Consider the following 26,391-nt stretch of genomic DNA (forward strand, 5'->3'; position numbering starts at 1 on the left):
GAAACCGTCTAGGAGAGAATGCATGATGACCCATACAAAACGGCTGTACAGCGAGGGACACCTATGGCTTGAACCAGAGGGCAATCGAGCGAAGCTGGGCCTTACCGATTACTTGCAGCATGAGCTTGGCATGATCGTCTTCGCGGACCTGCCTCGCCCAGGGGAACGCTTGACGAAAGGGGAACCCTTCGGGAGCGTCGAGTCCGTGAAATCAGTGAGCGAGCTGGAATCTCCGGTAAGCGGGCTTGTGCTTGCGGTGAACCCGAAGGTATCGGACAATCCGGCGGTGATCAATCTGGAGCCCTATGAAGCTTGGGTGCTGCAGGTAGAATTGAGCGCTTCGGAGGAGCTGGCCGAGCTGTCAGACGAGGGTACCTACAAGAGCCGATTCCCGGATCCGCTAGAGGGCGACGGAGCGGAAGCCTGAACAGAGTTCACCTACTCCATAAGGAATCCGAATGACAAAAAAGCACTTCCTTCCTTTTTCAAAGTCTCCTGAATTGGATAAGTTATCAATAGAAGGATTCATCATCCACAAGGAGGGGAGTTGTCATGAGCTTTTGCTGCGGAGCCGCCATGATTGGGACCGTCGGGACCTTGCAGCACCTTCGGACGCGTCTGGTCCATGTACCGATTCTCTATTGTCCGGTCTGTCATCGATCGGAGGTGCATTACCGGATTCAGAAGGAATATCAAATTTTGGCGGAGTACGTTGCGGTAGACGGCAGGGCCGAAATCAATTTTCAGGATTATTTGCAAGCCAACAAGATGGGGGAGCTCTATGAGAATTGCATCAACCAGCCAAAGGATGATCCCATGGACTTGGTTGATCGGCAAATTGACATGGCGCTCGATCTCCTTCTGGTGGCCAAAGAATTCGAAGACTCGGAATGGGAGAAGCAGTTGAAGGAGCGGCTTGCTTCGCTCAGCGCGCAAAGGGAGACCCTCGCAGAGAGGCGGATCTCCGGATAACGAAACCATGGGAAACATTTCATAAAAGCCGACCTTTGGTGAAACAAAGGCGGCTTTTTGTTCGTTTCATTGAGTAGGCGGGTGAAGGGGGCCCATGCGCTCCAGGCAGGTTGTGGTATAATGTCGAAAGAAAGTCCAAATTGGAGCATTTGACCTGTGTTCCGTACCCCCGCAAGAACACGGAACCCTGCGAAACTTATATGTGAGGTGGAGTCGTGATACTCGCCATGTTCAAACGATTTTTAGGAAAAAGCTCTGCGGAGCTTGCACCGGATTCTCATGAGCCGCAAGAGCCGGAAGAGATCGTCATCTCGATCCAGGACGGCCGCGCGGAGCTGCGGAATTCATTCGTGACCGATTACCAGCCCTATGTGGCCAAAATAGCAAGCGGGATATGCAAAAGGTACATCGATCCCGCCCGGGATGATGAGTTTAGTGTAGCCTTGTCCGCTTTTAACGAGGCGATCGACGGCTACTCGCGAGACGCCGGCCGTTCGTTCCTCGGCTTTGCCGAAACGGTCATTCGCCGCCGTCTGATCGACTACTTCCGCAAGGAAGAACGCCATGCCCACAGCTTGCCCTTCAGCTCCTTCGAAACCGATGAGGAGGGAGGAAGTCTCCAGCCCTTGGAGATCAAGCAGGCCGTGGAGGCGCACGAGTCGTCACAGAAGGCGGAGGAACGCCAAAGCGAAATTCTTGACTTCAACCGCGTCCTTCAGGAGTTTGATATCGCGTTCGCCGACTTGGTGAAAGCTTCGCCCAAGCACGCGGATTCCCGTCAGCTTCTCATGAAGGTGGGCCATCAATTGGCCGGTGATGCAGACCTGATGCGCTACCTCATCAGCCGCAAGCTTCTTCCGGTTGCCGAGCTCACCTCGCGCGCCGGTCTCTCCCGCAAGACCATTGAGCGCAATCGCAAGTACATCATTGCGATCGCCTTGATCCATAACGGGCCTTACCCGTTCCTCCGTGACTATCTCCAGACGGGAAATTCCACAGAAATGAGCGTGTCTTCATGAACAAAGGAATCGTGATGGAAAAGAAGGCAAACACCCTGATCATCATGACCGGTGACGGCCAGTTTCGGGAGATCGCCCGAAAGAAGCGGACGTGCCGGGTCGGGGAAGAGATCTCGTTCTCTTCTTCGGAGGTTCGCCATGGCGACCGTTTGACTCCTCTTTCCATGCTGTCCTCGCTGGCAGCTGCGATCCTCATCTGTGTGTTCCTGTTCGGCGGCTTTTCGGAGATTCCGAGTCCCTCTACCTGGTTTTCCGGCCGGAGTGTAGTGGCTTATGTCTCCCTTGACATCAACCCGAGCGTAGAGATCGGGGTCGACAAAATGGAAAAGGTGAGATCCCTAAGCGCGCTTAATGAGGACGGGCAGGCCTTGATCGCAGGCATCACCTACGACAAGGCTTCTTTGGATGAGGTCGTTCAACAGCTTCTCGCCAAGTCGGAAAAAGACTACCTTTCGACGGGTGAAGCGGATATCATGATCACAGCAACGACGGTGAAGGACAGCCGTTTGGTGGACACGCGCCTAACGGAAGAGCTGGAGACCGCCGTCAAAACCTATATCGAAAAAAATCACGCCGAGCAAGCCGAGCAGTATGCGGTGACGGTGATCCCTACGACGTCGGATGTTCGGGACGAAGCGAAAAAGGCTAACCTGTCTGCAGGGAAATACGCCGCCTACCTGGGGGCAAAGGGGAATGGATACTCCGTAACGCTGGATGAGCTTCGCTCGCAGTCCTTGCGAAAGCTGGCAGAATCGGCAGGAGGCATTGCCGAATGGGTGAACAAGGAGAAGCTGACGAAGGAAAATCTCCAGTCGCTTCTTCGCGAGGAGAAGAGCGGCGAGCTTGATCGCAAGCTGAAGGGCTCTCAGCAGAACGCCCAGCCGGAAGCCACGCCTACCTCGGAGGCGATCGATCCGACAAAGACAGGCAACGGCTTCGAGACGACCCGCCCGGTGGTGAAGTCGGTGACGAATGCGACCCCCGGCAAAGAGACGGGGAATACGAATAACGGCAACCGGGGAAATGACAACCGCGGGAAGTCGAACGGAAACGTTCAACCGAGCACCAGCAATCGTCCAGGCAGTTCAACCGATTCCCAAGGGAACAACGGGAACGGGAACAATGGCCAGAAGGACAAGGATGATAAAGGGCAAGGCAACGGAAAAGACCGCGATGACGAGAAAGACAAGGATAAGGACAAAGATAAGGACAAAGATAAGGACAAAGATAAAGACAAAGATAAGGATAAAGAGAAAGACAAGGACAACGGCAACAACAACGGAAACGGCAATGGAAATAACGGGAATGGAAATGGCAACAATGGCAACGAAGACGGGAATGGTGGAAACACCGCAACCCCCGGGACCAGCCCCGATCCTGGCAAGGGATCAGGTGACGGACAGGGCAACGGCGACGGTTCGTGGTTGGGAATTCCCTAACCGGATAAAACACGGATCAACTATCCCACTCGCAATCGATAGGGTCGCGGGTGATCTCACTGCTTGTTCAAAGAGACGGACGGAAAGCGCTCGTTGCGCCTTTCGTCCGTCTCTTTGCTTGCTCGCGGCAGGCCGCTCCTTGTATAGTAAGGGGAAGAATGCAAAGCATGTGAAGAAAGCGGGAGAAGAAGATGGGGGAATCGACTTCCCGGCGGAGAGGGCGCTTTGCTCCGACCCCGTCGGGCAGCCTGCATCTGGGCAATGCGCGCACCGCTCTCCTTGCCTGGCTGCAGATGAGAGCCGCGGGCGGTGAAATTCTGCTGCGCATCGAGGACATCGACAAGCCGCGGTCCCGCGCGGAATGGGCGGAAGAGATCGTCTGCGATCTCGAATGGCTTGGCCTCGCGTTTGACGAGGGACCGGAAGAGGGCGGCGCCTACGGCCCTTACGTACAGAGCGAGCGGGACGAGCTCTATCAGGCTGCATTGGACCGGCTTGAAGCGGGTAGCTGGCTTTACCCGTGCTACTGCAGCCGAGCTGATCTGGCGGGAATCGCCAGCGCTCCGCATGGCCTCGGCTCGGAGGGGCCGGTCTACCCCGGCACCTGCCGCGGGTTGACCTTAGAAGAGCGGAGAGCGAAGGAGGCGGTGAAAGCTCCTTCGCTTCGCTTTCGCGTCCCGGACCGGGAGCGCTGGATCGAGGACGGCTTGCTCGGCCTCGAACATTTCGGCCCGGGTGCCGGAGGCGATTTCGTCGTCCGCCGGGCGGACGGCATCATCGCCTATCAGCTGGCGGTCGTCGTCGATGACGCCGCCATGAAGATCACGGACGTGCTGCGGGGGATGGATCTCCTGGATTCGACCCCCTGGCAGCTCGGCTTGTTTGAAGCACTGGGCGAGACATCGCCGGCCTACGCCCATGTGCCGCTGCTGTACGGACCGGACGGCTCTCGGCTGTCCAAGCGCCATGGCGCGGTGGGCATCTCCTCGATGAGGCAAGGAGGAACAAAGCCGGAGGAAGTGGTTGGCTGCCTTGCCTTTTGGAGCGGATTGATGGATCGGCCGGAGCCCGTCCGTGCATCCGATCTGATCGAAGGGTTCCAGATGGAGAAGATTCCGAAGGAGCCTGTTCAGTTGGAAGAGTATCTGCTTCGCCGATTGTCTGGGCAATAGCCCTTTTTGCATCAGAGAGGAGCACGGAAAGATGAAAACAACGAGAGTGGCCGTCATCGGCTTGGGCGATATTGCTCAAAAGGCCTATTTGCCGGTCGTTTCCCGGCATCCCGGCCTGGAGATTGTCTCGGTGATGAGCCGCCGGCAGGAGACCGTGGATCGCATCTGTGCGGAATACCGCTTCCCCTCCGGCACAACAAAGCTGGAGGACGTGTTTCGGGCTGAGCCGGATGCCGTCTTCCTCCATTCCCCGACCGAGACGCATGCAGAGCTGGCGCTCGCCTGCTTGCGAAACGGCCAACACGTCTATGTAGACAAGCCGCTGTCCTATGACATCAGGGAATCTGAGCAGATGGCAGAGGAGGCGTTGAAGCGTGGGAAGCTGCTTGCGGTTGGCTTCAATCGCCGCTTCGCCCCCTTATACCAGGCGGCACGCGCTCATATAGAGGAGGGCGGCCGCATGGAGTATGCGGTAGCGGAAAAGCATCGCATTCGGCAGCAAAAGCATTCCGCCAAGCGGACGCTGTACGATGATCTCATTCACATGCTGGATCTGCTGGTCTGGCTGGCTGGGGAAGAACCGGCTGCCGTCGGCAGCAGCCTTCGCGTGGATGCGGAAGGAAGGCTCCTGCATGGTTCAGGCGGGGTAGAGTCTCGCGGTTTCGTCGGGCAGTTCGCCATGAACCGCGCTGCTGGAAGCGACCTGGAGCGGCTGTCCCTCTATGGAGCCGGACGCTCTGCAGAGGTAACGAATCTGGAGCAAGGTCTCTTCTCATCGGTGACGGGTGGGGAGCATACCCGTTCCTTCGGAAGCTGGGCTGGGGTGCTGGAACGCCGCGGCTTTGCAGGAGTCATTCAGCATTTTCTCGATTCTCTCGACTCCCCGGAGGAATGCGAGCTGCGAGCGGATCGGACGCTGGCTACCCATCGACTGGTCGAACAACTGATCAAGCAGATATAATAGAACGATTGTTGACATTGTTATACGATGTTGAGATTTTCAATAGGAGGCAGACATGGACACTTACCTCAACTTGTGCAAGCATATACTGGACAATGGATCGCGAAGGGAAGACCGCACCGGGACGGGCACGATCGGAACGTTCGGCTATCAGATGCGGTTCGACCTGGCAAAGGGCTTTCCCCTCCTGACTACCAAGAAAATGAGTTTGAAATCGATCATTCATGAGCTCCTCTGGTTTCTGAAGGGCGATACCAACATTGCTTATCTGCATGAACACAAGGTGAGCATCTGGGACGAGTGGGCAGACGAGCAGGGCAATCTGGGTCCGGTTTACGGAAAGCAGTGGCGCTCCTGGGAGGCCGTGGATGGGCGAATCATCGACCAGATTTCTCAGGTCATCGAGGGAATCAAGACGAACCCTTATTCGCGTCGACATATCGTCAGCGCCTGGAATGTAGGTGAGCTGGATCAGATGGCGCTGGTCCCCTGCCACCTTCTGTTTCAATTTCATGTGCAGGATGGGAAACTCTCCTGCCAGCTCTACCAGCGCAGCGCGGATACCTTCCTCGGCGTGCCTTTCAACATCGCCTCCTACGCTTTGCTCACGCTCATGATCGCGCAAGTGTGCGGCCTTCAGCCGGGCGAGTTCATCCACACGCTTGGAGATGCGCACATCTACCTGAACCACGTGGATCAGGTTAAGCTGCAATTGACACGTGAACCGCGGCCGCTGCCGAAGATGACACTCAACCCGCAGATCACCTCGATCTTCGATTTCACCTATGACGATTTTACGCTGTCGGACTATGACCCGCATCCCCGCATTCGAGGGGAGGTTTCCGTGTGATCACCTTCATTGTCGCAATGGGACGTGATCGCTCCATTGGCCGGAACAACCAGCTCCCCTGGAGGCTTCCTGCTGATCTTGCTTACTTCAAGCGCACCACCATGGGTCATTCCATCCTGATGGGGCGCAAGACCTTTGAGTCGATCGGCAAGCCGCTTCCCGGCCGCACCAACATCGTGGCGACTCGCGATGAGGCCTTTCAAGCGGAGGGGGTGCAAGTGGTCCATTCCCCCCGTGAGGCAGCAGATGCCTTTGGCGATCAGGAGCTGTTCGTCATCGGTGGGGCGGAGATCTTTCGCTTGTTTTACCCGTATGCGGACCGCCTGCATCTAACCGTAATCGATGCGGTGTTCGAGGCTGACACGTATTTCAGCGTATGGGACGAAGCAGAATGGAAGCTCCTGTCCGTGACGCCGGGCGTCACGGACGAGAAAAACCCGTATGTCTACGAGTTTCGTGTTTATGAACGACAACAGGGGTAAGCCTTGCTCAAACCAAAAGAGCCGAACGCGCGGAGGGTCTCCGCCGTTCGGCTCTCTTGTCTTTTACCAGGTTTGCAAGAAGACCGGCAGGACATTCGCAGGTTTTCCATCCTTCATGCTCACTTCGTACAGCTCGATGTGAAGAGTGCCGTCTTTCGGCAGCTGCTCCTTGGGAACCGTTAGCTCGATCCGGAAGGAAGCCCAGGAGGGGGCGCCGGAGGACAAGGTAAGATTTTTATCCAGAAGGACGCGCGTTCCATCGATTACCCGATAGGACATGACCGCTTCAAAAATTCGGCCTTGACCGCTTATCACATACTTGCCGTCCTTACCGGTGACAGAGGTCACGCGGAAGGCGGGATTTGCATAGAGGGGGATATCCGGTGTAATTTCTACCCGTTTGGCGGCGGTATTCCAAGCAACCTTGTCTCCGAGCAGTTCACCGATCTTTCGCAGGGGAACATAAGTAGAGCCATTGTAGCTCAGGGCAGGAAGGTCTTTATCGGCATACGGGATGCCATCGACCCGAATCTCATACCCGGCAAGCGTCAGAACATACCGAGCGGCGGCTTCAGCCGTCTGCTGAACACCGGCGATCATGAGGGCAGCGAGGGCGAGGGCAGCAATCGTCTTTGACTTCTTGAACATGTGGCATTCCTCCCGTCAGGATAGCGTGTCTTCAGACTCGAATATCGGCGCTCTAAATTGATCCGCTTTCCTCTATATGACGCCAGGGGAGAGCAGAAGGTTGCAGGAGACGACCTCTGGCCGCTCCATTTCGAACCGGAAAGAAATGGACTAAACAATTTAGTGGATTCTTTCCCTTGAGATGGGTTTCTTTGCTATGGTTAGATAGAGGTGCCGGCGAATTCTTTTCGAAAGGAGCGTGATTGGGTTGAAAAATGCATATGAGGTGATTTCCGCCTAACGGTGGAAGTCCTGAGCAAGGAGGGCGGGGGACCGTCGGGTCTTCCGCCCTTTTTAACAAAAAGCATTGCCAGCGTTGGAAGGGTTCGCTATACTGGAACCATGTTTCCATTACATATTCGTGAGGAAGGGGTGTGGAGAAGATGATGAAGACGTTCAGAATCGGTGCAGAGGTGCGATCTAACTGAATAGCGATTCACTATTCCGTCCCATGTCCTTACAACCTTAGTTTCACGGGCAGGCACGATACGGGTATCGTGTTTTTTTGTACCCAAAAACCCGACAACCAAAAACTACCATAACGAAAGGAGAGGCTTGAAAATGTTGAATAACCAATTCGCTGTACAACCGCAGTTTGTCGCAACGGTAAAGTTTCGCGCAGTTCAAGGAGTAAACGCTACGAACCAACCCAAGGAGGTACTCGGTGATGAGTTACAAAAATGGAAGGGACATTCTTCCCCCTAGCTTGCTTAAGGAGCTTCAAAAATATATAGAAGGCGAAATCGTCTACATCCCCAAGAAGGAACAAAAACGTGCGGGCTGGGGAGAAAACAACGGAACTCGCCAATTGATGGAAAAGCGTAACAAGGAGATCTACAACCTGTATTGTAAAGGCTGGACGATGAAGGACCTTACGCTCAGCTACCACCTGTCCGAGGACAGCATCCGCAAGATCATCGTCAAAACGCGCGGTGTGCTGTCAGCCAACTAGCTTGCCGACGGGTTGGCAATCGACAAGCGACTCGGAATGGAGGGCGGGAAGGGCAACCGAACGGAGCGGTTGTTTTTCCCGCCCTCCATGCATACGAAACCACAAAAATAGCCCTCGCCGGATTCTTCCGCGCGAGGGCTATTTCATACTATCACACGTATTCAATTGTGTTCCGTTCCCTCCTACCGGTCTCATGCATCGCATGCCGATGATAATGGTCTCGAATTCGATTCTTCCGAATTCGCTTTCGCATGCCTCGCATGCCCGAATAGCAACCTTTCTGTAGAATTCATGCTGTCTTGCATAACGCCACAAGGACGTTCGAACGGATCCCGCATACCCGCTTGCTTACAAGTCGGCGTTGTCACATCCGCGGACTTACCCGTAAGCTGCATACGATATGCTCGCCTCACCTTGTTCCATTGGACTATCCCCTCTCTTGCCTCTCTTCGGGATCGAAGTCGATGACAAAACGTAGGTTCCCATTCCAGGGAGGGTACGAGTTTGCTTCCCCATGCGAGGAACCAAACTGTAGGCGTACCGAGTCGTCAAGGATATCGCTTGCCCTAAGCAGTGGGTTGATGGGTGGAGACAGGGAAAGCGGGAAGCTTCTGCCGAAGTGCTCGGCGGGAGAAGCAGATACCGAATGAGTTGCTTTCGGTTGGGAATCGCTTTCCTTGCATTGAATATACACCATTTTTAAAGTTTTGTAAATATTCAAAAAATTAAATTAATTCATTCTCGGTGCTAAAGAGGTCCTTCTATAGGAAACTTTTTCTCGTTATCACTTTAAAGCGTATTGACGGAATTCATTTCCAGATGATATGATCATGAAAATCCTTATTAAAACCATCGGATTAATTACATCTAGGGGGAACGGAGAGATGGAATGGCTCCTCGCCTAAGGAAGACAAGGGAGCCGGGATCATGAGAGGAGAGGGACTATGGGGAGCGTTCGAGGGGCGGAGCTGCGGCCAAGGAGGCAGGAGCGACTTTGGAAAAGAACGGCGATCTTGCTGCTGGCGGGTGCATTGGCACTTTCGGCGTCGGGCTGCGGCTCGAAGAATTCGTCTGCAGATGGCAAGGGAGCGATTGAACTGCTTAATGTATCTTATGACCCGACACGCGAGCTCTATGAGGAGTTCAATACATCCTTTGCGAAGCACTGGAAGGACACCACCGGGCAAACCATCACCATTCAGCAGTCCCACGGCGGCTCCGGCAAGCAAGCCCGCTCCGTCATCGACGGCCTGGAGGCCGATGTCGTCACCCTGGCTCTTGCGTACGATATCGATTCTCTCTCCGACAACGGACTCCTTGACTCCAATTGGCAATCGGAGTTGAAGGACAACAGCTCTCCCTACACCTCGACCATCGTTTTCCTCGTAAAAAAGGGAAATCCCAAGAACATCAAGGATTGGGATGACCTGATCAAGCCCGGTGTCCAGGTGATCACGCCGAGCCCGAAGTCATCGGGTGGCGCTCGCTGGAATTACTTGGCCGCATGGGGCTACGCCCTAAAGCACAACAACCAGGATGAAGAGAAGGCCAAAGCCTTCGTCCAAGCGCTCTTTCAAAATGTTCCGGTCCTCGACTCCGGAGCACGGGGTTCCACGACGACCTTCGTGGAACGGGGAATAGGGGACGTGCTCATCGCCTGGGAGAATGAAGCCTACCTCTCCGTGAACGAGCTCGGCAAAGACAAATTCGAGATCGTCACCCCTTCGATCAGCATTCTTGCGGAGCCGCCGGTCGCTGTGGTCAAGAAGAACGCGGAGAAGCACGGGACGAGCGAGGCTGCGAAGGCCTACCTTGATTATCTGTACACGGAGGAAGGCCAGACCATTGCGGCCAAGCATTACTATCGGCCCCGGCTTGCTTCGGTTGCGGAGAAGTTCAAGGACCAGTTCGCAACGCTTGATACCTTCGATATCAGCTCCTTTGGAGGATGGCGGGAAGCGCAAAAGAAGCATTTCAGCGATGACGGCATCTTTGATCAGATTTATCAACCGAAATAAGATACGGCGGGCGTACGCAGACGCTCTCCCTTGTGAAGGAAGGTTTCCATGAGTCGTGTTCGACCATTCGGGCGCTTGCGGCCCCGCTCGAGAACCCATGTACTCCCCGGCTTTGGGCTGACGATGGGCTTCACGGTTCTATACCTGAGCCTGATCGTCCTCATCCCGCTGTCAGCGGTCTTCTTGAAGGCCGCTTCCCTCTCTGCGGGAGAACTGTGGCAGATCCTCTCCCATCGACGCGTGCTCGCCTCGTTGGAAGTCACCTTCTACACGAGCTTTGCGGCTGCTTTGCTCAACGCCGTGTTCGGCTTTCTCGTCGCGTGGGTGCTGGTGCGCTACCGATTTCCCGGCAGGAGGCTGGTCGATGGCTTGATCGACATCCCCTTTGCCCTCCCCACCGCGGTTGCCGGCATTGCCCTCACCACCATCTATTCCGAGAATGGGTGGATCGGGCGATATCTCGCTCCGCTCGGGATCAAAACCGCATTTTCGCCGCTCGGGATCATCATCGCCCTAACTTTCATCGGGTTGCCCTTTGTTGTTCGAACGCTGCAGCCGGTCCTGGAGGAGCTGGAGAAGGAGCTTGAAGAAGCGGCGGCCAGCCTTGGCGCAACCCGCTGGACGATCTTCCGTCGCGTCCTTTTACCGGAGCTGATCCCGCCGCTTTTAACCGGCTTCGCCCTCGCCTTTGCGAGGTCGCTTGGGGAATACGGCTCGGTAGTGTTCATTTCCGGCAACATGCCGATGAAGACCGAGATCGCTCCGCTCTTGATCATGACGAAGCTGGAGCAGTTCGATTACGCCGGAGCCACTGCTATCGCAGGCCTTATGCTGCTCTTGTCCTTCCTGTTGATCCTGACCATCAACCTGCTCCAATGGAGAACGAGTCGGCGGATGCTTCCTCGCTGATCGGTCTATCGATTAACATGCTTCATGAGTTCTTTCGCTTTCGAAGGAGGCTTTTTGGCCATGGCTGTTCCCGCTCGCGCGCCTGCTGCCGTTTCCCGGACTTCTCCTCGCCACTTGAGCGAGCCGGCCTGGATTCGTGCGGTGTTGATTGCACTCGCTCTTCTCTTTTTGACCTTGGTGCTGCTCCTGCCGCTTGTCACGGTATTCGCCGAAGCTTTTAAACGAGGAGCGGAGCTGTACTTTGCCTCGCTGCGGGAGAAGAATGCGCTCTCGGCTATCCGCCTGACACTCCTCGTGGCTGCCATTGCCGTACCGCTCAATCTGGTCTTTGGTGTGGCGGCCGCATGGGCCATCACCAAGTTTCGTTTTCGCGGGAAAAACCTGCTCCTCACGCTGATCGACCTGCCGTTTTCGGTTTCTCCGGTCATCGCAGGTCTTGTGTTCGTGCTGATCTTCGGAAGCAAGGGCTGGCTCGGTCCCTTTCTTGCCGATCAGGGACTGAAGGTGATCTTTGCGGTGCCCGGCATCGTGTTGACGACGGTCTTCGTCACGTTTCCATTCGTGGCCCGGGAGCTGATTCCGCTTATGCAGGCGCAAGGGTCAGCAGAGGAGGAGGCGGCGGCCAGTCTCGGAGCCGGCGGCTGGCGGATTTTCTGGAAGGTGACGCTTCCGAACATCAAGTGGGCGCTCTTGTACGGCGTCATCCTCTGCAACGCCCGCGCCATGGGCGAGTTTGGTGCGGTTTCGGTCGTGTCCGGTCACATCCGCGGGAAGACGAACACGCTGCCGCTTCATGTGGAGATCCTCTACAACGAATACAATTTTTCCGCAGCCTTCGCGTGCGCTTCCCTTCTCGTGTTGCTGGCCCTCGCCACACTCGGGGTGAAAGGGCTGGTGGAATGGAAGCACGGCAAACGCTAAGAAAGGGAGGGAACGGCATTGCATATCCACGTGAAGGACCTTACGAAGCGCTTTGGCGGCGAGGACGCAGTCACAGGGGTCACCTTTGCAATCGAGGAAGGGAAACTGATCGGGTTGCTGGGACCGAGCGGAGGTGGAAAGACAACCATTCTTCGCATGCTGGCGGGGCTGGAGCAGCCGACCTCCGGTGAAATCTACTTTCACGGGCAGCGAGTGGAGAACCTGCTGCCGCAAAAGAGGGGAATCGGCTTTGTCTTTCAGAATTATGCGCTCTTCCGGCATATGACCGTAGCGAACAACATCGCGTTCGGCCTCGACGTGCAAAAAAGGCCGCGCAAGGAAACAAAGGAACGGGTGCACGAGCTGTTGGCTCTGACCGGCTTATCGGGCCTCGGCGAGAGGTATCCCCACCAGCTGTCAGGCGGGCAGAAGCAACGGGTCGCCTTTGCCCGAGCCATTGCGCCGGAACCGCAGCTCCTGCTCTTGGACGAACCGTTTGCCGCCATCGACGCCAAGGTGCGCAAGGAGCTGAGAACCTGGCTGCGCGAGCTCATCAATCGGCTCGGCATCACCACCATCTTCGTTACCCACGACCAGGAAGAGGCCGTGGAGGTGGCGGATGAGATCATGGTCATCCACAAAGGGAGGCTGGAGCAAAAGGGGACGCCCTGGGACATCTACAAAGAGCCGCAGACGCCGTTTGTCGCTGCCTTTATCGGAGAGTCCAATTTGGTGGAGGATTGCTCCCGGTTGAAGGGCTTTGAACGAGCCGGCGGTGCGAAAGCGATGATCCGTCCGGAGTTCATCGAACTGTTCAAGTTTGGCGAGACCTCGCTCTTGTCTGCTTTGGAGCAAGGGGTTGTCCGAAGCGTCTTTTTCCGTGGAACGAACTGGGAGGTGGAGGTGGAGACGGGAGCGCATCGGCTGTTGGCGTACCGTTCTCTTGAGAAGGAGACGCTGCAGGCGGGAGATGAAGTCGGGCTTCTCATTCACCGACTATACCGCTTCGACGATCGATCGGGCAGCATGGTGGAAAACACCGGGAAAACAGACCCCATGCCGATCTTCATTTAAAAGGATCTCTGCGCCGCTCCCCTTTCGCGTATGCGAAGAGGCTGGAGTGGTTTTTGCTTTGTCTGGAGCTTGGCTTGAGATCGAACAGTGGTTTGCAACCACACGATAAGCTATAATGAGGAAATAATTGCGAGCCTTCGCCCGTCACCGTGTCAAAGCGCTGAGCGTGCCGGGATGGGACAGGCTTTTGGAAAAGGAAGAGGGGTGCACGCATGAGCATAACGGCCAAAGAGGTCGAGCATGTGGCGAAGCTGGCTCGGTTGGAGCTGACAGAAGAAGAAAAAGCGATGTACACGGAGCAATTGAATGCCATTCTGAAGTATGCCGAGAAGATCGGTAGCCTCGATACGGACGGTGTGGAGCCGACTTACCATGCGGTGGAGTTGGCCAATGTGCTGCGGGAGGATGAAGTCCGGCCTTCCCTGCCGATTGAAAGCGTGCTGCTTAATGCACCGGAAGAAGAGGATGGTCAGATCAAAGTGCCGGCGGTACTGGAATAGAGGAGGCGAAGGGGTTGAGCTTGCTGCACCCATCAATAGAAGAAATTCGTCAAAAGCTGAATGACCGCGAGCTGTCCGTAGAAGAGCTCGTCAGCGCTTCGCTTGCACGGATCGAACAAGTGGACGGAACCGTCGGCGCGTTCCTCAGCGTACATGCCGAGGAAGCACGGAAGCATGCGCAGGCGTTGGACCGCAAGCTGCAGGAAGGCGGCCCGCAGGGCTTGCTCTTCGGCTTGCCGGCCGGGGTGAAGGACAACCTGAACACCTTAGGCTTCAAGACGACGTGTGCGAGCCAGTTTCTCTCGAACCACACGTCCATCTATGATGCAACGGCGGTTCGCAAGTTGAAAGAACAAGACTATGTGCTGGTCGGCAAAACGAATATGGACGAATTCGCCATGGGCGGTTCCAACGAGAATTCCTCGTTCCATCCGGTACGAAACCCGTGGAATGTGGACTACGTGCCCGGCGGCAGCAGCGGCGGGTCAGCGGCAGCTGTCGCAGCAGGCGAAGTCTCCTTCGCGCTCGGCTCCGATACCGGCGGCTCTATCCGTCAGCCTGCTTCTTATTGCGGCATCGTCGGCTTGAAGCCGACCTATGGCCTGGTTTCGCGTTTCGGGCTCGTCGCCTTTGCTTCCTCGCTCGATCAGATCGGGCCGTTAACCCGAACCGTGGCGGACAGCGCCTATGTGCTGCAAGCAATCGCCGGCCACGATACCCAGGACTCGACTTCCTTGAACGTCGAGATTCCCGATTACCGGAAGGCACTGACCGGAGACATCCGCGGCCTGCGCATCGCGGTACCGAAGGAGTACATGGGCGAAGGTGTTGCACCGGCAGTCCGGGATGCTGTGAAAAACGCGCTCGTCGAGCTGGAGAAGCTCGGAGCGGTATGGGAAGAAGTTTCTCTTCCCCATACCGAGTATGCCGTTGCCGCTTATTACCTCCTCGCCTCTTCGGAGGCCTCCTCAAACCTTGCCCGTTTTGACGGCGTGCGGTATGGGGTTCGCTCCGACCGGGCAGAGGGGCTGATCGACCTGTACCGCAAATCGCGCAGCGAGGGCTTCGGACCGGAAGTGAAGCGCCGGATCATGCTCGGCACCTATGCCCTCAGCTCCGGTTATTATGACGCGTATTATTTGAAGGCTCAGAAAGTTCGGAGCTTGATCAAGCGCGACTTCGATCAAGTGTTCGAGCGCTTTGACGTGGTCGTCGGACCGACGGCGCCGACTCCGGCGTTCAAGCTGGGCGAGCAGGCGAGCGACCCGCTCACCATGTACCTGAACGACATTCTCACCATTCCCGTGAGCTTGGCCGGTATTCCCGCCATCAGCATTCCATGCGGTTCGGACAACGGCCTGCCGATCGGCCTGCAAATCATCGGCAAAGCGCTGGACGAAGCCACCGTGCTGCGAACCGCCCATGCGTTCGAGCAAAGCACGAAGTACCACCTGGCTCGTCCTGAGCTGTAAGAGGAGGCAAAAAGACGATGATCGAGACTCAAGAACAAAGTCGTTATGAAACCGTAATCGGGCTGGAAGTGCACGTGGAGCTTCATACAAATTCGAAAGTCTTCTGCGGCTGCTCCACCTCCTTCGGTGCTCCGCCGAATACCCATACCTGTCCGGTATGCTTGGGCTATCCGGGGGTTCTCCCGGTTTTGAACAAGCGTGCCGTCGAGTATGCCATGAAGGCTGCGATGGCGTTGAACTGCGAAATCAGCGAGACGACCAGCTTTGACCGCAAAAACTACTTTTACCCGGACTCGCCCAAGGCGTATCAGATTTCTCAGCTGTATCGGCCCATCGGGAAGAACGGTTGGCTGGAGATCGAAATCGGCGGAGAAACGAAACGCATCGGCATCAAACAGCTTCATCTGGAGGAGGATGCGGGCAAGCTGTCCCATGCGGACGGAGGCTTTGCTTCGCTGGTGGACTTCAACCGGGTCGGAACCCCTCTGATCGAGATCGTATCCGAGCCGGACTTGCGTTCGACGGAGGAAACCTTGCTCTACATTGAAAAGCTTCGCTCCATCATGCAATATTGCGAAGTGTCCGATGTGAAGATGGAGGAAGGCTCGCTCCGCTGGGATGCCAACATCAGCCTTCGCCCTCGCGGGCAGCAGGAATATGGTATCCGCACCGAGCTGAAGAACATGAACTCCTTCAAGGCCGTGCAGAAGGCGCTCGAATACGAGCAGCTGCGGCAGGCCGAGGTTCTCGACGCGGGCGGTCAAGTCGTGCAGGAGACGCTTCGCTTCGACGAAAACCAAGGAAAGACATTCTCCATGCGCAGCAAGGAAGAGGCGCACGATTATCGCTACTTCCCGGATCCGGACCTCGTGGTCACCACCATTGACGAGGCCTGGCGGGAAGCGGTGCGCGCAACCATTCCAGAGCTTCCCGATGCCAGACGCGAGCGGTATGCGCGTGAATATGGCTTGCCTGCCTATGACGCCGGAGTCATCACCTCCTCGAAGAAGCTCGCCGATCTGTTTGAGGAGAGCCTGGGGCATACCCAGGACGCGAAGGCGGTTGCCAACTGGATCATGGGTGACCTGCTCGGCTACTTAAACCAAAACAATCTCGAGCCGGGAGACGTGGCGATCACGGGGGCGGGACTCGGGGAAATGATCGGCCTGATCGAGCAGGGAACGATCAGCACGAAGATCGCGAAGACGGTCTTCAAAGAGATGCTCACTTCGGGGAAGGCGCCTAAGCTGATCGTCGAAGAACAGGGGCTCGTGCAGATCAGCGACGAAGGGGCGCTAGCCGCCGTTGTTGACCGGATTGTTGAAGCCAATCCGCAATCGGTCGCTGATTACAAGGCAGGCAAGGAGAAAGCGGTCGGCTTCCTCGTCGGCCAAGTGATGAAGGAGACGAAGGGCAAGGCGAATCCAGGCCTCCTGAACAAGCTGATCGTGGAACGTCTGAACGCATGAGCGGGTGGGAATTTTCCATTCGCCCGCTTGACCTAAGCGAACCCATCGAGGCGCTCCGTTTGCTTGCCTTGCAGCAGGCTTCCTACCTGTCAGAAGCGAACGTAATTGGATTTTCGGATATTCCCCCTCTCAAGGACACGCTCCCATCGCTTCAGGAATCCCGAGAGTGCTTCCTCGGCTGCTTCTGGAACGTGGAGCTGGCGGGCTGCATAGCTTATGAGCGGCGGGGCGAGGAGCTTGAAATCTGCCGGATGATGGTTCACCCCGATTTCTTCCGGCGGGGGATTGCGGACCAATTGCTCCATGCTGTTTATGAGCGAGAAGCGGGTGTTCGCCTGATGCGTGTTTCTGCAGTCACCACGAACGAGCCTGCGGTTCGACTTTATGAAAAACACGGTTTTTCCACAGCGGATTCACGGGAAATTGCACCCGGGATCTACCTGGCGGAATACAGCAAATTAATGGGGGAGTGAGCTTGCTCATTCCCTTCTACTACATGGTGGAGGGACCGCGGTGAATCCTTTTGTCATTTCTCCCTTGGAGCTGACCATCCGGTTGCTCCTTTCTCTATTGTTGGGCGGCCTCATCGGATACGAGCGCGAGCGGAACAACCGGCCTGCCGGCTTTCGCACGCATATCCTGGTTTGCCTGGGCTCGACGCTCCTGATGCTGATCTCTGCATACGGCTTTTCCGCCTTTGCCGGGGTCAAGGGCGTTACGATGGACCCGACTCGGCTCGCCGCCCAGGTCATTCCCAGCATTGGATTTCTGGGTGCCGGTACGATCTTGCGCAATGATTTTTCCGTAACGGGCTTGACTACAGCCGCTTCGCTGTGGGTGGCTTCTGCCATCGGCCTCGCTGTGGGAGCAGGTTTCTACTATGGGGCATTTATTGTAACGGGAATGGTGCTGCTCAGCCTCTACATCCTCAACAAAGTGGAAAAGCGTTATTTCAGCGGGAAACGAATCTTCTCCTTAGAGATTTCGGTCTTCAATCAACCGGGCGTTCTTGGTAAGATTTCGTCCCTTTTATCAGACAAGAACATTTCGATTACCCGCATGTCCGTTTCAGAGTTGACCGTGGACGGGCAGCCCAAATTAAAAATTCAACTGTCGCTTAAGCTGCCTCGTCGGGGTTCGGGGATGGCCGATATTGTCGAACATATCCAAGCGATAGAGGGTGTAACCGGCATCTCTATGGATAGCGCTTAGCAGATTCGGCGTCATCAAACAGTGATTTGATTCATAGACAGCAAAAAGAATCGTTATTTATAATTAATATCATCTGAAATTTTTATCAAGAAAAAAGCGATTAATGGCGGTGAATCCATTGGAAGCAAGATTTGAGCAAGCTTTGGAAAAGTTAAAGACAACCGGTGTTCGCATGACGCCTCAGCGCCATGCCATTTTGTCTTACCTGTTGGACTCGGTGGCCCACCCGTCCGCAGATGAAATTTATCGTGCACTCGTCCCTCGTTTTCCGAGTATGAGCGTAGCCACGATCTACAACAACCTCCGCGTCTTTATTGAAGCGGGCCTCGTTCGCGAGCTGACCTATGGAGACGCCTCCAGCCGCTTTGATGCGGATTTGTCCGAGCACTACCATGCCCAATGCCGGGTGTGCGGGAAGATCGTGGACTTTAGCTATCCCGAATTGCCTGAGGTCGAGCAGGCAGCGGCCAAGGAAACCGGCTTTCAGGTGGAAGGCTTGCGTCTTGAAGTCTACGGCGTATGCCCCGACTGCAAGCCGAAGGTCAAGCACTAACCGATGGCCATGACAAACAGGCAGGCAAGACCGAGAAAACGACGGCGATTCGGCCCGCCGTTTCTCGTCCTGCTGCTTTTGACAGCTGCTTTGGTGGTGTCCTATCGGTACTGGAATGATCGACCGAATCAGGAACACGTTGCTCCGGATTTTGGCGGATTGGCCAAGCCGGTCTATTACGCAGGGGAACTGCTGAAACCGGAAGCCATTGGTTCCGGAGAAACGCTCGCACTGCCGCTCCCTGTTGTAGAGAAACATTTGGATCCTTATATTCGTTACGAAGCGGACAGCCAATCGGTTATCATCACAACGACGGATCGCGTCGTTCGCATGAAGACCCGAGAGTTAACTGCTTTTTTGAATGATAAGCCTTTTTCGCTGCAAGTGCCCGTCGAGGAGAAAAATAAGGTCACCTATGTTCCTGTGCAGGCGCTCAAGGATTACTATCGGTTTCAATTATCCGAATCTTCCGACACGGGGGCGGTCCTGTTGAAGAAGGAAGGCGACGCGATTCAGTGGGCCAAGGTACCGGCAAATGAAAAGCATCCGTCCCGAACCGTGAGCCTGCGCTCCCTTCCTACCGTGAAGGCGCCTATCTACAGCGACCTTAAGCAGGAGCAGAGCGTTATGCTTTGGGGGGAAGAAGAAGGCTGGTACCGGGCACAGACCGAGAGCGGCATCCTTGGGTATGTTCAGAAGGAGGACCTCATTCTTGATCGGACGGAAACGGTTCCGGTTCAACCGGAGACGCCGGCCTTTGACCCCGGCAAGCCGCTCGGTGAGAAGATCAACCTGACCTGGCAGCAAATATGGAGCACCAAGCCCGATTTGGACAAGATTGGGGATATGCCTGGTTTGAACGTCATCAGCCCTCAGTGGCTCCATCTGCTGGATGGAGAGGGTACCGTGACGACCAAGGCGGATCTGGCCTACTCCAAGTGGGCGCATGACCGCGGCTACCGCATCTGGGCGCTCTTCAACAATGGGTTCGACCCGGATCGAACAAGCCAGGCGCTCGCTTCGTACGATACCCGCATCAAAGTCATAAAGCAACTGGCAGCCTACGCCGAGATGTACCAGATGCAAGGCATCAATGTGGATTTCGAGAACGTCTATTTGAAGGATAAAGAGAACTTTGTTCAATTCCTTCGGGAGATGGCACCCATCCTTCACGAACAGGGACTGGTCGTATCGGTTGATATTACCGTCAAAGGCGGGTCGGAGGTCTATTCCAAGTTCCTCGATCGCAAAGCGCTTGCCGAAGCTGCGGACTATCTTATCTTGATGGGGTATGATGAGCATTGGGCGACGAGCCAAACCGCTGGCTCCGTAGCGTCGCTTCCTTGGGTAGAGGAAGGCGTATCGCGTATCCTAGAAGAGGACGGAGTCCCTGCAGACAAATTCATTCTTGGCGTCCCCTTCTATACACGGATCTGGACCGAGGAGACGGTGGACGGCAAGAAGAAGGTCAGCTCCAAAGCCTATTCCATGGACTACATTCAGTCGCTTATCAAGGAAAAGAACCTTACCCCCGTCATGCTGGACGACATCGGGCAGCATTATGTGGAGTACAAGGAAGACGGCAAGACGATGAAAATCTGGATCGAGGATGCCGTTTCCATGCAGAAGCGAATGGACATCATCAGCAAATACGATTTGGCGGGCGTTGCTTCCTGGAGCAGAGGGATGGAGTCCGCAAACATTTGGCCGCTCATGCAAAAGGCGCTCAAGGTTCAGCCGTAATCCAATTTCATAACCAATGGGAAGTTTCCTTGGTTCTACAACAGCGAAACCCGCAAGCCGTCCAAGGCTGCGGGTTTCGCTGTTGATCGCTTTGTTTCATCGTGACCGTGAATTCGGGCATCCATCTGGAATTCTTCAACCCTTTCTGTACTTTTGTCTACCGACATAGTAAAAAGAGTAAACTATGATGAGAGGATAGAAGTTGATTTTGGCGAATTAGTCTTTCAAAGGCGAAGTTGTTCTGCAGGACATGTCATGATTAACGGAGGAAACGATGAGCGTAAAAACATTGCTTTGCGACGGATGGGAATTTTCCAAGAATCGCATAGACACGGATTATTCGGATTCACTTGATTGGCAGAGGGTGGATATTCCTCACGACTGGCTGATTTACGATACCAAGAATCTGTACGAAACCTCAACAGGATGGTACCGAAGGGGCCTTGCTTACAAGAAAAACGGAGAGCGCATCTCGTTACGCTTCGAGGGTGTCTACATGGACAGCCGGGTTTATGTAAACGACGTGCTTGCTGGGGAATGGAAGTACGGATATTCGACGTTTGAAGTTGATATTACCGATCTGCTCCGCGACGGGGATAATCGTATTGCTGTCCGCGTCGACTACCGTGAGCCTAACTCCAGATGGTATTCAGGGGCAGGGATTTACCGCCGGGTCTGGCTGAAAACCTATCCCGACTGCCATCTGACCGCCGACGGAATTTATGTCAGCGCTTCGGCTGACGGAACGATTACGGTAACCGCTGAAACAGAGCGTCCGGATCATGTACAGGCAGCGGAGCTTTCGGTCCGCCATATCCTCATAGACGGGGAGAAGGAGGTCACAAGACTTGAACGTTCCTGCTGCGCTGTTGACAGAAGCCGCGTTTCGCAGATCGTACTCCGAGACGGCTGCTCTTATTCCGCGAATACCGACTATCTGAACATCGAGAATCCGGTCCTGTGGGATATTGAACATCCAAAGCTCTACTCCTGCATCACCGAGCTTGTGAGAAACGGCGAGGTGATCGATAGGGAGGAAACCCGTTTTGGGATAAGAACCATCCAATTTACTCCCGACAAGGGATTCTTCCTCAACGGCAGGCACGTGAAGCTTCACGGCAGCTGCGAGCACCATGACCTGGGTGCACTTGGCGCTGCGGTCAACAGAGCCGCAATCAAAAGAAGACTCGACATCCTGAGAACCATGGGCGTGAACGCAATCCGCACCAGCCACAACATGCCTGCAGTTGAGCTTATGGAGCTTGCCGATGAAATGGGCTTTCTGATTTTATCGGAGGGCTTTGATATGTGGGAAATGCCGAAAACCGAGTATGACTATGCAAGATTCTTCCCTGAGTGGGTTAGCCGAGACGTTGCTTCGTGGGTACGAAGGGACCGAAATCATCCTTCGATCATCGGCTGGAGCATCGGCAATGAGATTTACGACACTCACGCCAGTGAAAGAGGGCAGGAAGTGACCTCGCTGCTGATGGGACTTGTTCGTGAGCATGATCCAAGATGCAACGGCTATGTTACCATAGGCTCTAATTTCATGCAGGGCGAGAACGCTCAGAAATGCGCCGATATCGTAAAGCTTGCCGGCTATAACTATGCTGAGCGGCTTTATGAGGAGCAGCACAGGCAGCACCCGGACTGGATGATCTACGGAAGCGAAACGGCGTCCGTGCTTCAGAGCAGAGGGATTTATCATTTCCCCCTTTCTCAGTCCGTTCTTGCTGATGATGATGAACAGTGCTCGGCACTGGGCAACTGCACGACCGGATGGGGCGCCAAAAACACCGAATTCTGCATCATTGCCGACCGGGATGCGGAGTACTGCGCGGGACAGTTTATCTGGACGGGCTTTGACTACATCGGAGAGCCCACCCCTTACTCTACGAAAAACAGTTATTTCGGTCAGATCGATACCGCAGGCTTTCCGAAGGACAGCGCCTACATTTTCCGTGCGGAATGGACGGATTATAAGAAGTCTCCGTTCGTCCATCTCTTCCCGTACTGGGATTTCACCGAGGGGCAGGAGATCGATGTCCGGGTGACGTCAAATGCGCCCAGGGTCAAGCTTTTCTTCAACGGGGAGGCTGTCGGGGAAAAGGAAATCGACCACGCACGCGGGACGGAGCTAACGCTTGATACGATCCTTGAATATAAAAAAGGCGAGCTTATCGCCGTAGCCTACGACGAAAACGGAAACGAAATTGCGAGAGACATTAAAAGATCCTTCGGTGACACGGCCTATGTAAAGCTCATGCCCAACCGAATGGAATGTAATGCGGACGGAACCGATTTGATTTTTATCGACATCTCCGCCTTTGACGAAATGGGTGAATTCGTCGCCAACGCCAATAACAGAGCGGTTGTGACGGTGAGCGGGGCAGGCAGACTTGTAGGTTTGGATAACGGCGATTCAACCGACTACGAGCCATACAAGGGAGTCTCGCGTCGATTGTTTTCCGGCAAGCTGCTGGCCATTGTTGCGGCGAAAAAGGAAGCGGGAGAGATTGAGGTCAAGGTGTCCTCTCCGGGACTGCCCGATGCCAGACTTGTGCTGAATGCGGTTCCCGCAGAGGTCTCGGAAGGTGTATCAGCGCACGAAGAGAATACTATGCTCGCATCTGACTGCGCCGACCCTGAGCACGACATTCCCGTAAGAAAAATCGAGTTGCAGGGCGAGAGTACGGTTTTTAACGCCGACCGCCGAGAAATAAGCTTTAGGACGATCGTTTCTCCTGCAAACTCCTCGTATGCGGACAAGATTGAATACAGAATTACAACGGTGCTTGGAATCGAATCCAATCTCGCGGAGATTGTGTCCATTGAAAACGGGGCTGTTACGGTTCGTTGCAACGGTGACGGAGAGTTTTATCTCCGAGCGCTGTGCAAGAACGGCACCGAAACCTATCACATTCTTTCCGCATTGAAATTAAATGGCGAGGGAATTGGTGCGGCTGCGTTCAATCCTTACGAGCTTGTTATGGGCGGGTTGGCTACCGTCTCCAGCGGCAATATCGGAAACGGGATTCAGCACGGTGCGGCATTTGCTAGGGAAGACAGCTGGTTTGGCTTCGAAAACGTTGATTTCGGACCGGTTGGAAGCGACACGGTAACGGTTCCGATCTTCGCAAACTGCGCAACCCCTGTACGGATTAAGTTTTACGATGGAATACCCGGTCTGGGCGGAGAGCAAATCGGAGATTTCTCCTATCATAAAAAGTCAATCTGGCTGACGTATATCCCCGAAACCTACAAGCTCTCTAAAATTTTGAAGGGGATGCACACCCTTGTCATGGAATCAAGCGACGGCTATGACATTCACGGCTTCTGCTTCGAAAAGCGTGAAAAGGAATTTACCGAGATCTGCTCCGTTGACAATGAGAACATTTATGGCGACAAGTTTACCGTCGGAGAAAGCGACGTCACAGGAATCGGCAACAACGTTATGCTTGAATTTGGCGAGTTTGATTTCAGTGGGCATTCCCCATCTGCGTTGATGATAACGGGAAAATCCGCCTTGCCGCTTAACAGTATCCATGTGATTTTCGGTGGAGCTGCTGAAAAGCGGATCATTGCGGAATTCAAAGGGGCAGACGACTACACCCCGAGAGAATTCTCGCTTGAGGGCATAACGGGGAAATGCAAAGTGTCCTTTGTGTTTCTGCCGGGTAGCGATTTCGACTTCAAATCGTTCCGATTTATTCGATAACCGGCCATACCCGATACCGGATCAGCATCATCAGAGAGCTGTAGAATAGAAAGAGGACATTGCAGGTTAACGACTAGCAGGGAGGCAGCAGGCAAGGTGCTGCCTCCCTGTTTTTTTCATGCTGTCTCCTCTGCTTATGTTTCTAATGAGATGTGTCTAAGAAGCGTTTTTCTTGATGTCGCATCAGCGGAATCCATTCGGCGGCAGGAATTGGCAATCCCCATGTAGAAGAAGCAGAGAGAAGAGTACGGGTATGGAGAGGATGTTCGGTTTTATGAAAGGGTTGAAGTTCAAGCGGCGAACCGTTGAGGAGTGGCTCTTGGGGACGCCTGCCATAGAAGGCGCGGTCTTGTATGAGGATGATTCGCTGACGGATGGCGAGCGGCGTATGCTCATTCTGTTCACGGAGGAGGAAACGAGCTATCACTGCCTCCGGTTGCCTGAAGAGATGGGGAACTTGGTTCAAGTCCAGCTATCGCTCGACCGGTTGAAGGCTGCTCCATTTCGATATGAGGACCGCGATCTCGTTCATTGGCTGCGCAAGGGCGAACTGTTGAAGGACTCGTGTCAGACCGTCAGCGAATGGCGAGGACAGCTTGATGCATGCGCAGGGCTCATGAAGGACAAGCTGCTTTTAACTGAGTTCTGCCGTTTCTATCGGCACTACCTGCGCAGTAAGCAGGAGCTGGAGCAGCAGCAGTTGCTTGACTCCTTCGAGAATCTTCTTCAGGCCCTTCATCATTGGGCTCGACTTGCCGTCGTGGAAGAAGGACATTACCCGGATCGGTCGGTATGGGAACAAGTCCGTAAAGAGAACGTAGGTGTGTTCAAGCTGTATGAGGAGCTGACGGCAAGTGCCGAATCCCTTCTCAAGCGCATCCAGTTGGTGCTGCTCGCCAGCGACTTCTGTGTGGTCTCCAAGCTATCGGGAAGTTCTGCTTACCTGTTGAAGCTGCTGGAGAGCCGGGACGAGCCGTGGGGACTGCAGGAGCTTGATACGGAGCTGGGCGGGGCTGGCCTCACCGACGAATTGGTTCTGTTGCTGAATCAACTGGAGAAGAAGGCACTGATCAAAGAAGTGCTTACTCCGTTCGATGAAGAGCTCGCTGTCATGGAAAGGAAGTTCTTCCGTTCTTTAGACCAAAATATGGAGCGCTTACAAACCCCGGCAACTTTTTTGTAAAAGAGGGTTGACGTACGCTTTGATTCTGTGATAAATTAAGTTTCGCCGCTTCGAAGGGCCTTGAAACAAAAGGGTTTCGGATCGCAGCCGAAAAGATTCAAAAAAATAAAGGTTGCAATCACCTGACGAAGTGTGATAAGATATGAGAGTCGCCGCAAGAAAGCGACGAAAGAAAATGGTCCTTTGAAAACTGAACAACGAGTGGTAAGGACGCAGAATTCGAACTTGGGTTCGAAAGACGCACAAACAAAAACACGCAAGTGTTAAGTAATGAGCTTAATGAAACGATCTATAAACTTTTATGGAGAGTTTGATCCTGGCTCAGGACGAACGCTGGCGGCGTGCCTAATACATGCAAGTCGAGCGGAGTTTATCTGATTCTTCGGATGAGGATAAGCTTAGCGGCGGACGGGTGAGTAACACGTAGGCAACCTGCCCTCAAGACCGGGATAACCTTCGGAAACGAAAGCTAAGACCGGATACGTTCTTTCTGCCGCATGGTGGGAAGAAGAAAAGCGGAGCAATCTGCTACTTGAGGATGGGCCTGCGGCGCATTAGCTAGTAGGTGAGGTAACGGCTCACCTAGGCGACGATGCGTAGCCGACCTGAGAGGGTGAACGGCCACACTGGGACTGAGACACGGCCCAGACTCCTACGGGAGGCAGCAGTAGGGAATCTTCGGCAATGGACGAAAGTCTGACCGAGCAACGCCGCGTGAGTGAAGAAGGGTTTCGGCTCGTAAAACTCTGTTGCCAAGGAAGAAGGGTAAGGAGAGTAACTGCTCTTTGCTTGACGGTACTTGAGAAGAAAGCCCCGGCTAACTACGTGCCAGCAGCCGCGGTAATACGTAGGGGGCAAGCGTTGTCCGGAATTATTGGGCGTAAAGCGCGCGCAGGCGGTCTTTTAAGTCTGGGGTTTAATCGCAGGGCTCAACCCTGTGACGCCTTGGAAACTGGGGGACTGGAGTGTAGGAGAGGAAAGTGGAATTCCACGTGTAGCGGTGAAATGCGTAGAGATGTGGAGGAACACCAGTGGCGAAGGCGACTTTCTGGCCTATAACTGACGCTGAGGCGCGAAAGCGT

Annotated in this window: 23 protein-coding genes and 1 rRNA gene; 23 read left to right on the forward strand and 1 reads right to left on the reverse strand. The window is 54.8% G+C overall.

Translation table 11 applies throughout. The annotated features are described in order from the left end of the window. Positions 1–22: 22 nt before the first annotated feature. The 8 genes from AAFN83_RS09630 (at position 23) to AAFN83_RS09665 (ending at position 6,895) form a co-directional block, all read left to right on the forward strand. Entirely contained in the window at positions 23–427 is a 405-nt protein-coding gene (locus AAFN83_RS09630) for a glycine cleavage system protein H (protein WP_347768773.1), read from the forward strand. Between the two features lie 125 nt (positions 428–552). Beyond that, positions 553–972 (forward strand): hypothetical protein, encoded by a 420-nt coding sequence (locus tag AAFN83_RS09635; protein ID WP_347768774.1) that lies wholly within the window; start codon positions 553–555, stop codon positions 970–972. Positions 973–1,199: 227 nt separating this feature from the next. Beyond that, on the forward strand, positions 1,200–1,991 hold the full coding sequence (sigI, locus tag AAFN83_RS09640) for an RNA polymerase sigma factor SigI (RefSeq protein ID WP_347768775.1): 792 nt from the start codon (positions 1,200–1,202) through the stop codon (positions 1,989–1,991). Then, positions 1,988–3,430 carry an anti-sigma factor domain-containing protein gene (locus AAFN83_RS09645; RefSeq protein WP_347768776.1) on the forward strand — a complete coding sequence of 481 codons (1,443 nt, stop codon included), beginning with the start codon at positions 1,988–1,990 and terminating at the stop codon, positions 3,428–3,430. The genes sigI and AAFN83_RS09645 overlap by 4 nt, the downstream gene beginning before the upstream one ends. A 191-nt stretch (positions 3,431–3,621) precedes the next feature. After that, entirely contained in the window at positions 3,622–4,602 is a 981-nt protein-coding gene (gene gluQRS, locus AAFN83_RS09650) for a tRNA glutamyl-Q(34) synthetase GluQRS (protein WP_347768777.1), read from the forward strand. 31 nt (positions 4,603–4,633) lie between these two features. Continuing rightward, positions 4,634–5,563 (forward strand): Gfo/Idh/MocA family protein, encoded by a 930-nt coding sequence (locus AAFN83_RS09655; protein ID WP_347768778.1) that lies wholly within the window; start codon positions 4,634–4,636, stop codon positions 5,561–5,563. 55 nt (positions 5,564–5,618) lie between these two features. Next, the gene (locus AAFN83_RS09660) at positions 5,619–6,413 is read left to right on the forward strand and encodes a thymidylate synthase (protein ID WP_347768779.1); all 795 of its coding nucleotides are present in this window, start codon (positions 5,619–5,621) and stop codon (positions 6,411–6,413) included. Next, entirely contained in the window at positions 6,410–6,895 is a 486-nt protein-coding gene (locus tag AAFN83_RS09665; protein ID WP_347768780.1) for a dihydrofolate reductase, read from the forward strand. The genes AAFN83_RS09660 and AAFN83_RS09665 overlap by 4 nt, the downstream gene beginning before the upstream one ends. 63 nt (positions 6,896–6,958) lie before the next feature. Here the strand turns inward: AAFN83_RS09665 and AAFN83_RS09670 are convergent, their stop codons facing one another. Next, the gene (locus tag AAFN83_RS09670; RefSeq protein WP_347768781.1) at positions 6,959–7,543 is read right to left on the reverse strand and encodes a Gmad2 immunoglobulin-like domain-containing protein; all 585 of its coding nucleotides are present in this window, start codon (positions 7,541–7,543) and stop codon (positions 6,959–6,961) included. Between the two features lie 706 nt (positions 7,544–8,249). On the opposite strand from AAFN83_RS09670, the gene AAFN83_RS09675 reads away from it, so the two are divergent. From AAFN83_RS09675 to AAFN83_RS09745, 15 genes are all read left to right on the forward strand, one after another. Beyond that, positions 8,250–8,534, forward strand: a complete 285-nt coding sequence (locus AAFN83_RS09675; protein ID WP_347768782.1) for a CD3324 family protein — start codon at positions 8,250–8,252, stop codon at positions 8,532–8,534. A 944-nt stretch (positions 8,535–9,478) separates the two neighbouring features. After that, positions 9,479–10,552 carry a sulfate ABC transporter substrate-binding protein gene (locus AAFN83_RS09680; RefSeq protein ID WP_347768783.1) on the forward strand — a complete coding sequence of 358 codons (1,074 nt, stop codon included), beginning with the start codon at positions 9,479–9,481 and terminating at the stop codon, positions 10,550–10,552. A gap of 48 nt (positions 10,553–10,600) precedes the next feature. Continuing rightward, entirely contained in the window at positions 10,601–11,461 is an 861-nt protein-coding gene (cysT, locus tag AAFN83_RS09685; RefSeq protein WP_347768784.1) for a sulfate ABC transporter permease subunit CysT, read from the forward strand. Between the two features lie 60 nt (positions 11,462–11,521). After that, positions 11,522–12,382: a sulfate ABC transporter permease subunit CysW gene (gene cysW, locus AAFN83_RS09690; RefSeq protein WP_347768785.1), complete on the forward strand. Its 861-nt coding sequence runs from the start codon at positions 11,522–11,524 to the stop codon at positions 12,380–12,382. An 18-nt stretch (positions 12,383–12,400) separates the two neighbouring features. Then, complete coding sequence (locus tag AAFN83_RS09695; RefSeq protein WP_347768786.1) at positions 12,401–13,456, forward strand: ABC transporter ATP-binding protein; 1,056 nt, start codon at positions 12,401–12,403, stop codon at positions 13,454–13,456. A 212-nt stretch (positions 13,457–13,668) separates the two neighbouring features. Beyond that, entirely contained in the window at positions 13,669–13,956 is a 288-nt protein-coding gene (gene gatC, locus AAFN83_RS09700; RefSeq protein WP_347768787.1) for an Asp-tRNA(Asn)/Glu-tRNA(Gln) amidotransferase subunit GatC, read from the forward strand. Positions 13,957–13,970: 14 nt separating this feature from the next. After that, positions 13,971–15,428 carry an Asp-tRNA(Asn)/Glu-tRNA(Gln) amidotransferase subunit GatA gene (gene gatA, locus AAFN83_RS09705; RefSeq protein WP_347768788.1) on the forward strand — a complete coding sequence of 486 codons (1,458 nt, stop codon included), beginning with the start codon at positions 13,971–13,973 and terminating at the stop codon, positions 15,426–15,428. A gap of 17 nt (positions 15,429–15,445) precedes the next feature. Then, complete coding sequence (gene gatB, locus AAFN83_RS09710) at positions 15,446–16,897, forward strand: Asp-tRNA(Asn)/Glu-tRNA(Gln) amidotransferase subunit GatB (protein ID WP_347768789.1); 1,452 nt, start codon at positions 15,446–15,448, stop codon at positions 16,895–16,897. Continuing rightward, complete coding sequence (locus tag AAFN83_RS09715; RefSeq protein ID WP_347768790.1) at positions 16,894–17,370, forward strand: GNAT family N-acetyltransferase; 477 nt, start codon at positions 16,894–16,896, stop codon at positions 17,368–17,370. The genes gatB and AAFN83_RS09715 overlap by 4 nt, the downstream gene beginning before the upstream one ends. 40 nt (positions 17,371–17,410) lie before the next feature. Next, a complete protein-coding gene (locus AAFN83_RS09720; RefSeq protein ID WP_347768791.1) occupies positions 17,411–18,109 on the forward strand; it encodes an MgtC/SapB family protein in 699 nt (232 codons plus the stop codon). 103 nt (positions 18,110–18,212) lie between these two features. Next, positions 18,213–18,662 (forward strand): peroxide-responsive transcriptional repressor PerR, encoded by a 450-nt coding sequence (gene perR / locus AAFN83_RS09725; RefSeq protein WP_347768792.1) that lies wholly within the window; start codon positions 18,213–18,215, stop codon positions 18,660–18,662. Positions 18,663–18,665: 3 nt separating this feature from the next. Next, positions 18,666–20,405, forward strand: coding sequence for a glycosyl hydrolase family 18 protein (locus AAFN83_RS09730; protein ID WP_347768793.1), 1,740 nt, complete (start codon positions 18,666–18,668; stop codon positions 20,403–20,405). Between the two features lie 274 nt (positions 20,406–20,679). Next, positions 20,680–24,126, forward strand: a complete 3,447-nt coding sequence (locus AAFN83_RS09735; RefSeq protein ID WP_347768794.1) for a glycoside hydrolase family 2 TIM barrel-domain containing protein — start codon at positions 20,680–20,682, stop codon at positions 24,124–24,126. 274 nt (positions 24,127–24,400) lie between these two features. Beyond that, entirely contained in the window at positions 24,401–25,309 is a 909-nt protein-coding gene (locus AAFN83_RS09740; RefSeq protein WP_347768795.1) for a hypothetical protein, read from the forward strand. Between the two features lie 298 nt (positions 25,310–25,607). Further along, a 16S ribosomal RNA gene (locus AAFN83_RS09745) occupies positions 25,608–26,391 on the forward strand; the annotation flags it as partial.

Origin of the sequence: Gorillibacterium sp. CAU 1737, from assembly GCF_039888655.1 — a bacterium.
In the GTDB taxonomy this organism is placed as follows: Bacteria; Bacillota; Bacilli; order Paenibacillales; family NBRC-103111; genus Gorillibacterium.

Excerpts from the sequence above, each read along its gene's own strand:
- AAFN83_RS09730 (WP_347768793.1), top strand. The coding sequence starts at position 18,666 with ATGGCCATGACAAACAGGCAGGCAAGACCGAGAAAACGACGGCGATTC.
- AAFN83_RS09655 (WP_347768778.1), top strand. The coding sequence starts at position 4,634 with ATGAAAACAACGAGAGTGGCCGTCATCGGCTTGGGCGATATTGCTCAA.
- AAFN83_RS09675 (WP_347768782.1), top strand. The coding sequence starts at position 8,250 with ATGAGTTACAAAAATGGAAGGGACATTCTTCCCCCTAGCTTGCTTAAG.
- AAFN83_RS09660 (WP_347768779.1), top strand. The coding sequence starts at position 5,619 with ATGGACACTTACCTCAACTTGTGCAAGCATATACTGGACAATGGATCG.
- AAFN83_RS09715 (WP_347768790.1), top strand. The coding sequence starts at position 16,894 with ATGAGCGGGTGGGAATTTTCCATTCGCCCGCTTGACCTAAGCGAACCC.
- perR (WP_347768792.1), top strand. The coding sequence starts at position 18,213 with ATGGCGGTGAATCCATTGGAAGCAAGATTTGAGCAAGCTTTGGAAAAG.
- gluQRS (WP_347768777.1), top strand. The coding sequence starts at position 3,622 with ATGGGGGAATCGACTTCCCGGCGGAGAGGGCGCTTTGCTCCGACCCCG.
- AAFN83_RS09630 (WP_347768773.1), top strand. The coding sequence starts at position 23 with ATGATGACCCATACAAAACGGCTGTACAGCGAGGGACACCTATGGCTT.
- AAFN83_RS09670 (WP_347768781.1), bottom strand. The coding sequence starts at position 7,543 with ATGTTCAAGAAGTCAAAGACGATTGCTGCCCTCGCCCTCGCTGCCCTC.
- gatB (WP_347768789.1), top strand. The coding sequence starts at position 15,446 with ATGATCGAGACTCAAGAACAAAGTCGTTATGAAACCGTAATCGGGCTG.
- AAFN83_RS09645 (WP_347768776.1), top strand. The coding sequence starts at position 1,988 with ATGAACAAAGGAATCGTGATGGAAAAGAAGGCAAACACCCTGATCATC.
- AAFN83_RS09735 (WP_347768794.1), top strand. The coding sequence starts at position 20,680 with ATGAGCGTAAAAACATTGCTTTGCGACGGATGGGAATTTTCCAAGAAT.
- sigI (WP_347768775.1), top strand. The coding sequence starts at position 1,200 with ATGTTCAAACGATTTTTAGGAAAAAGCTCTGCGGAGCTTGCACCGGAT.
- cysT (WP_347768784.1), top strand. The coding sequence starts at position 10,601 with ATGAGTCGTGTTCGACCATTCGGGCGCTTGCGGCCCCGCTCGAGAACC.
- AAFN83_RS09740 (WP_347768795.1), top strand. The coding sequence starts at position 24,401 with ATGAAAGGGTTGAAGTTCAAGCGGCGAACCGTTGAGGAGTGGCTCTTG.
- AAFN83_RS09680 (WP_347768783.1), top strand. The coding sequence starts at position 9,479 with ATGGGGAGCGTTCGAGGGGCGGAGCTGCGGCCAAGGAGGCAGGAGCGA.
- cysW (WP_347768785.1), top strand. The coding sequence starts at position 11,522 with ATGGCTGTTCCCGCTCGCGCGCCTGCTGCCGTTTCCCGGACTTCTCCT.
- gatC (WP_347768787.1), top strand. The coding sequence starts at position 13,669 with ATGAGCATAACGGCCAAAGAGGTCGAGCATGTGGCGAAGCTGGCTCGG.
- AAFN83_RS09635 (WP_347768774.1), top strand. The coding sequence starts at position 553 with ATGAGCTTTTGCTGCGGAGCCGCCATGATTGGGACCGTCGGGACCTTG.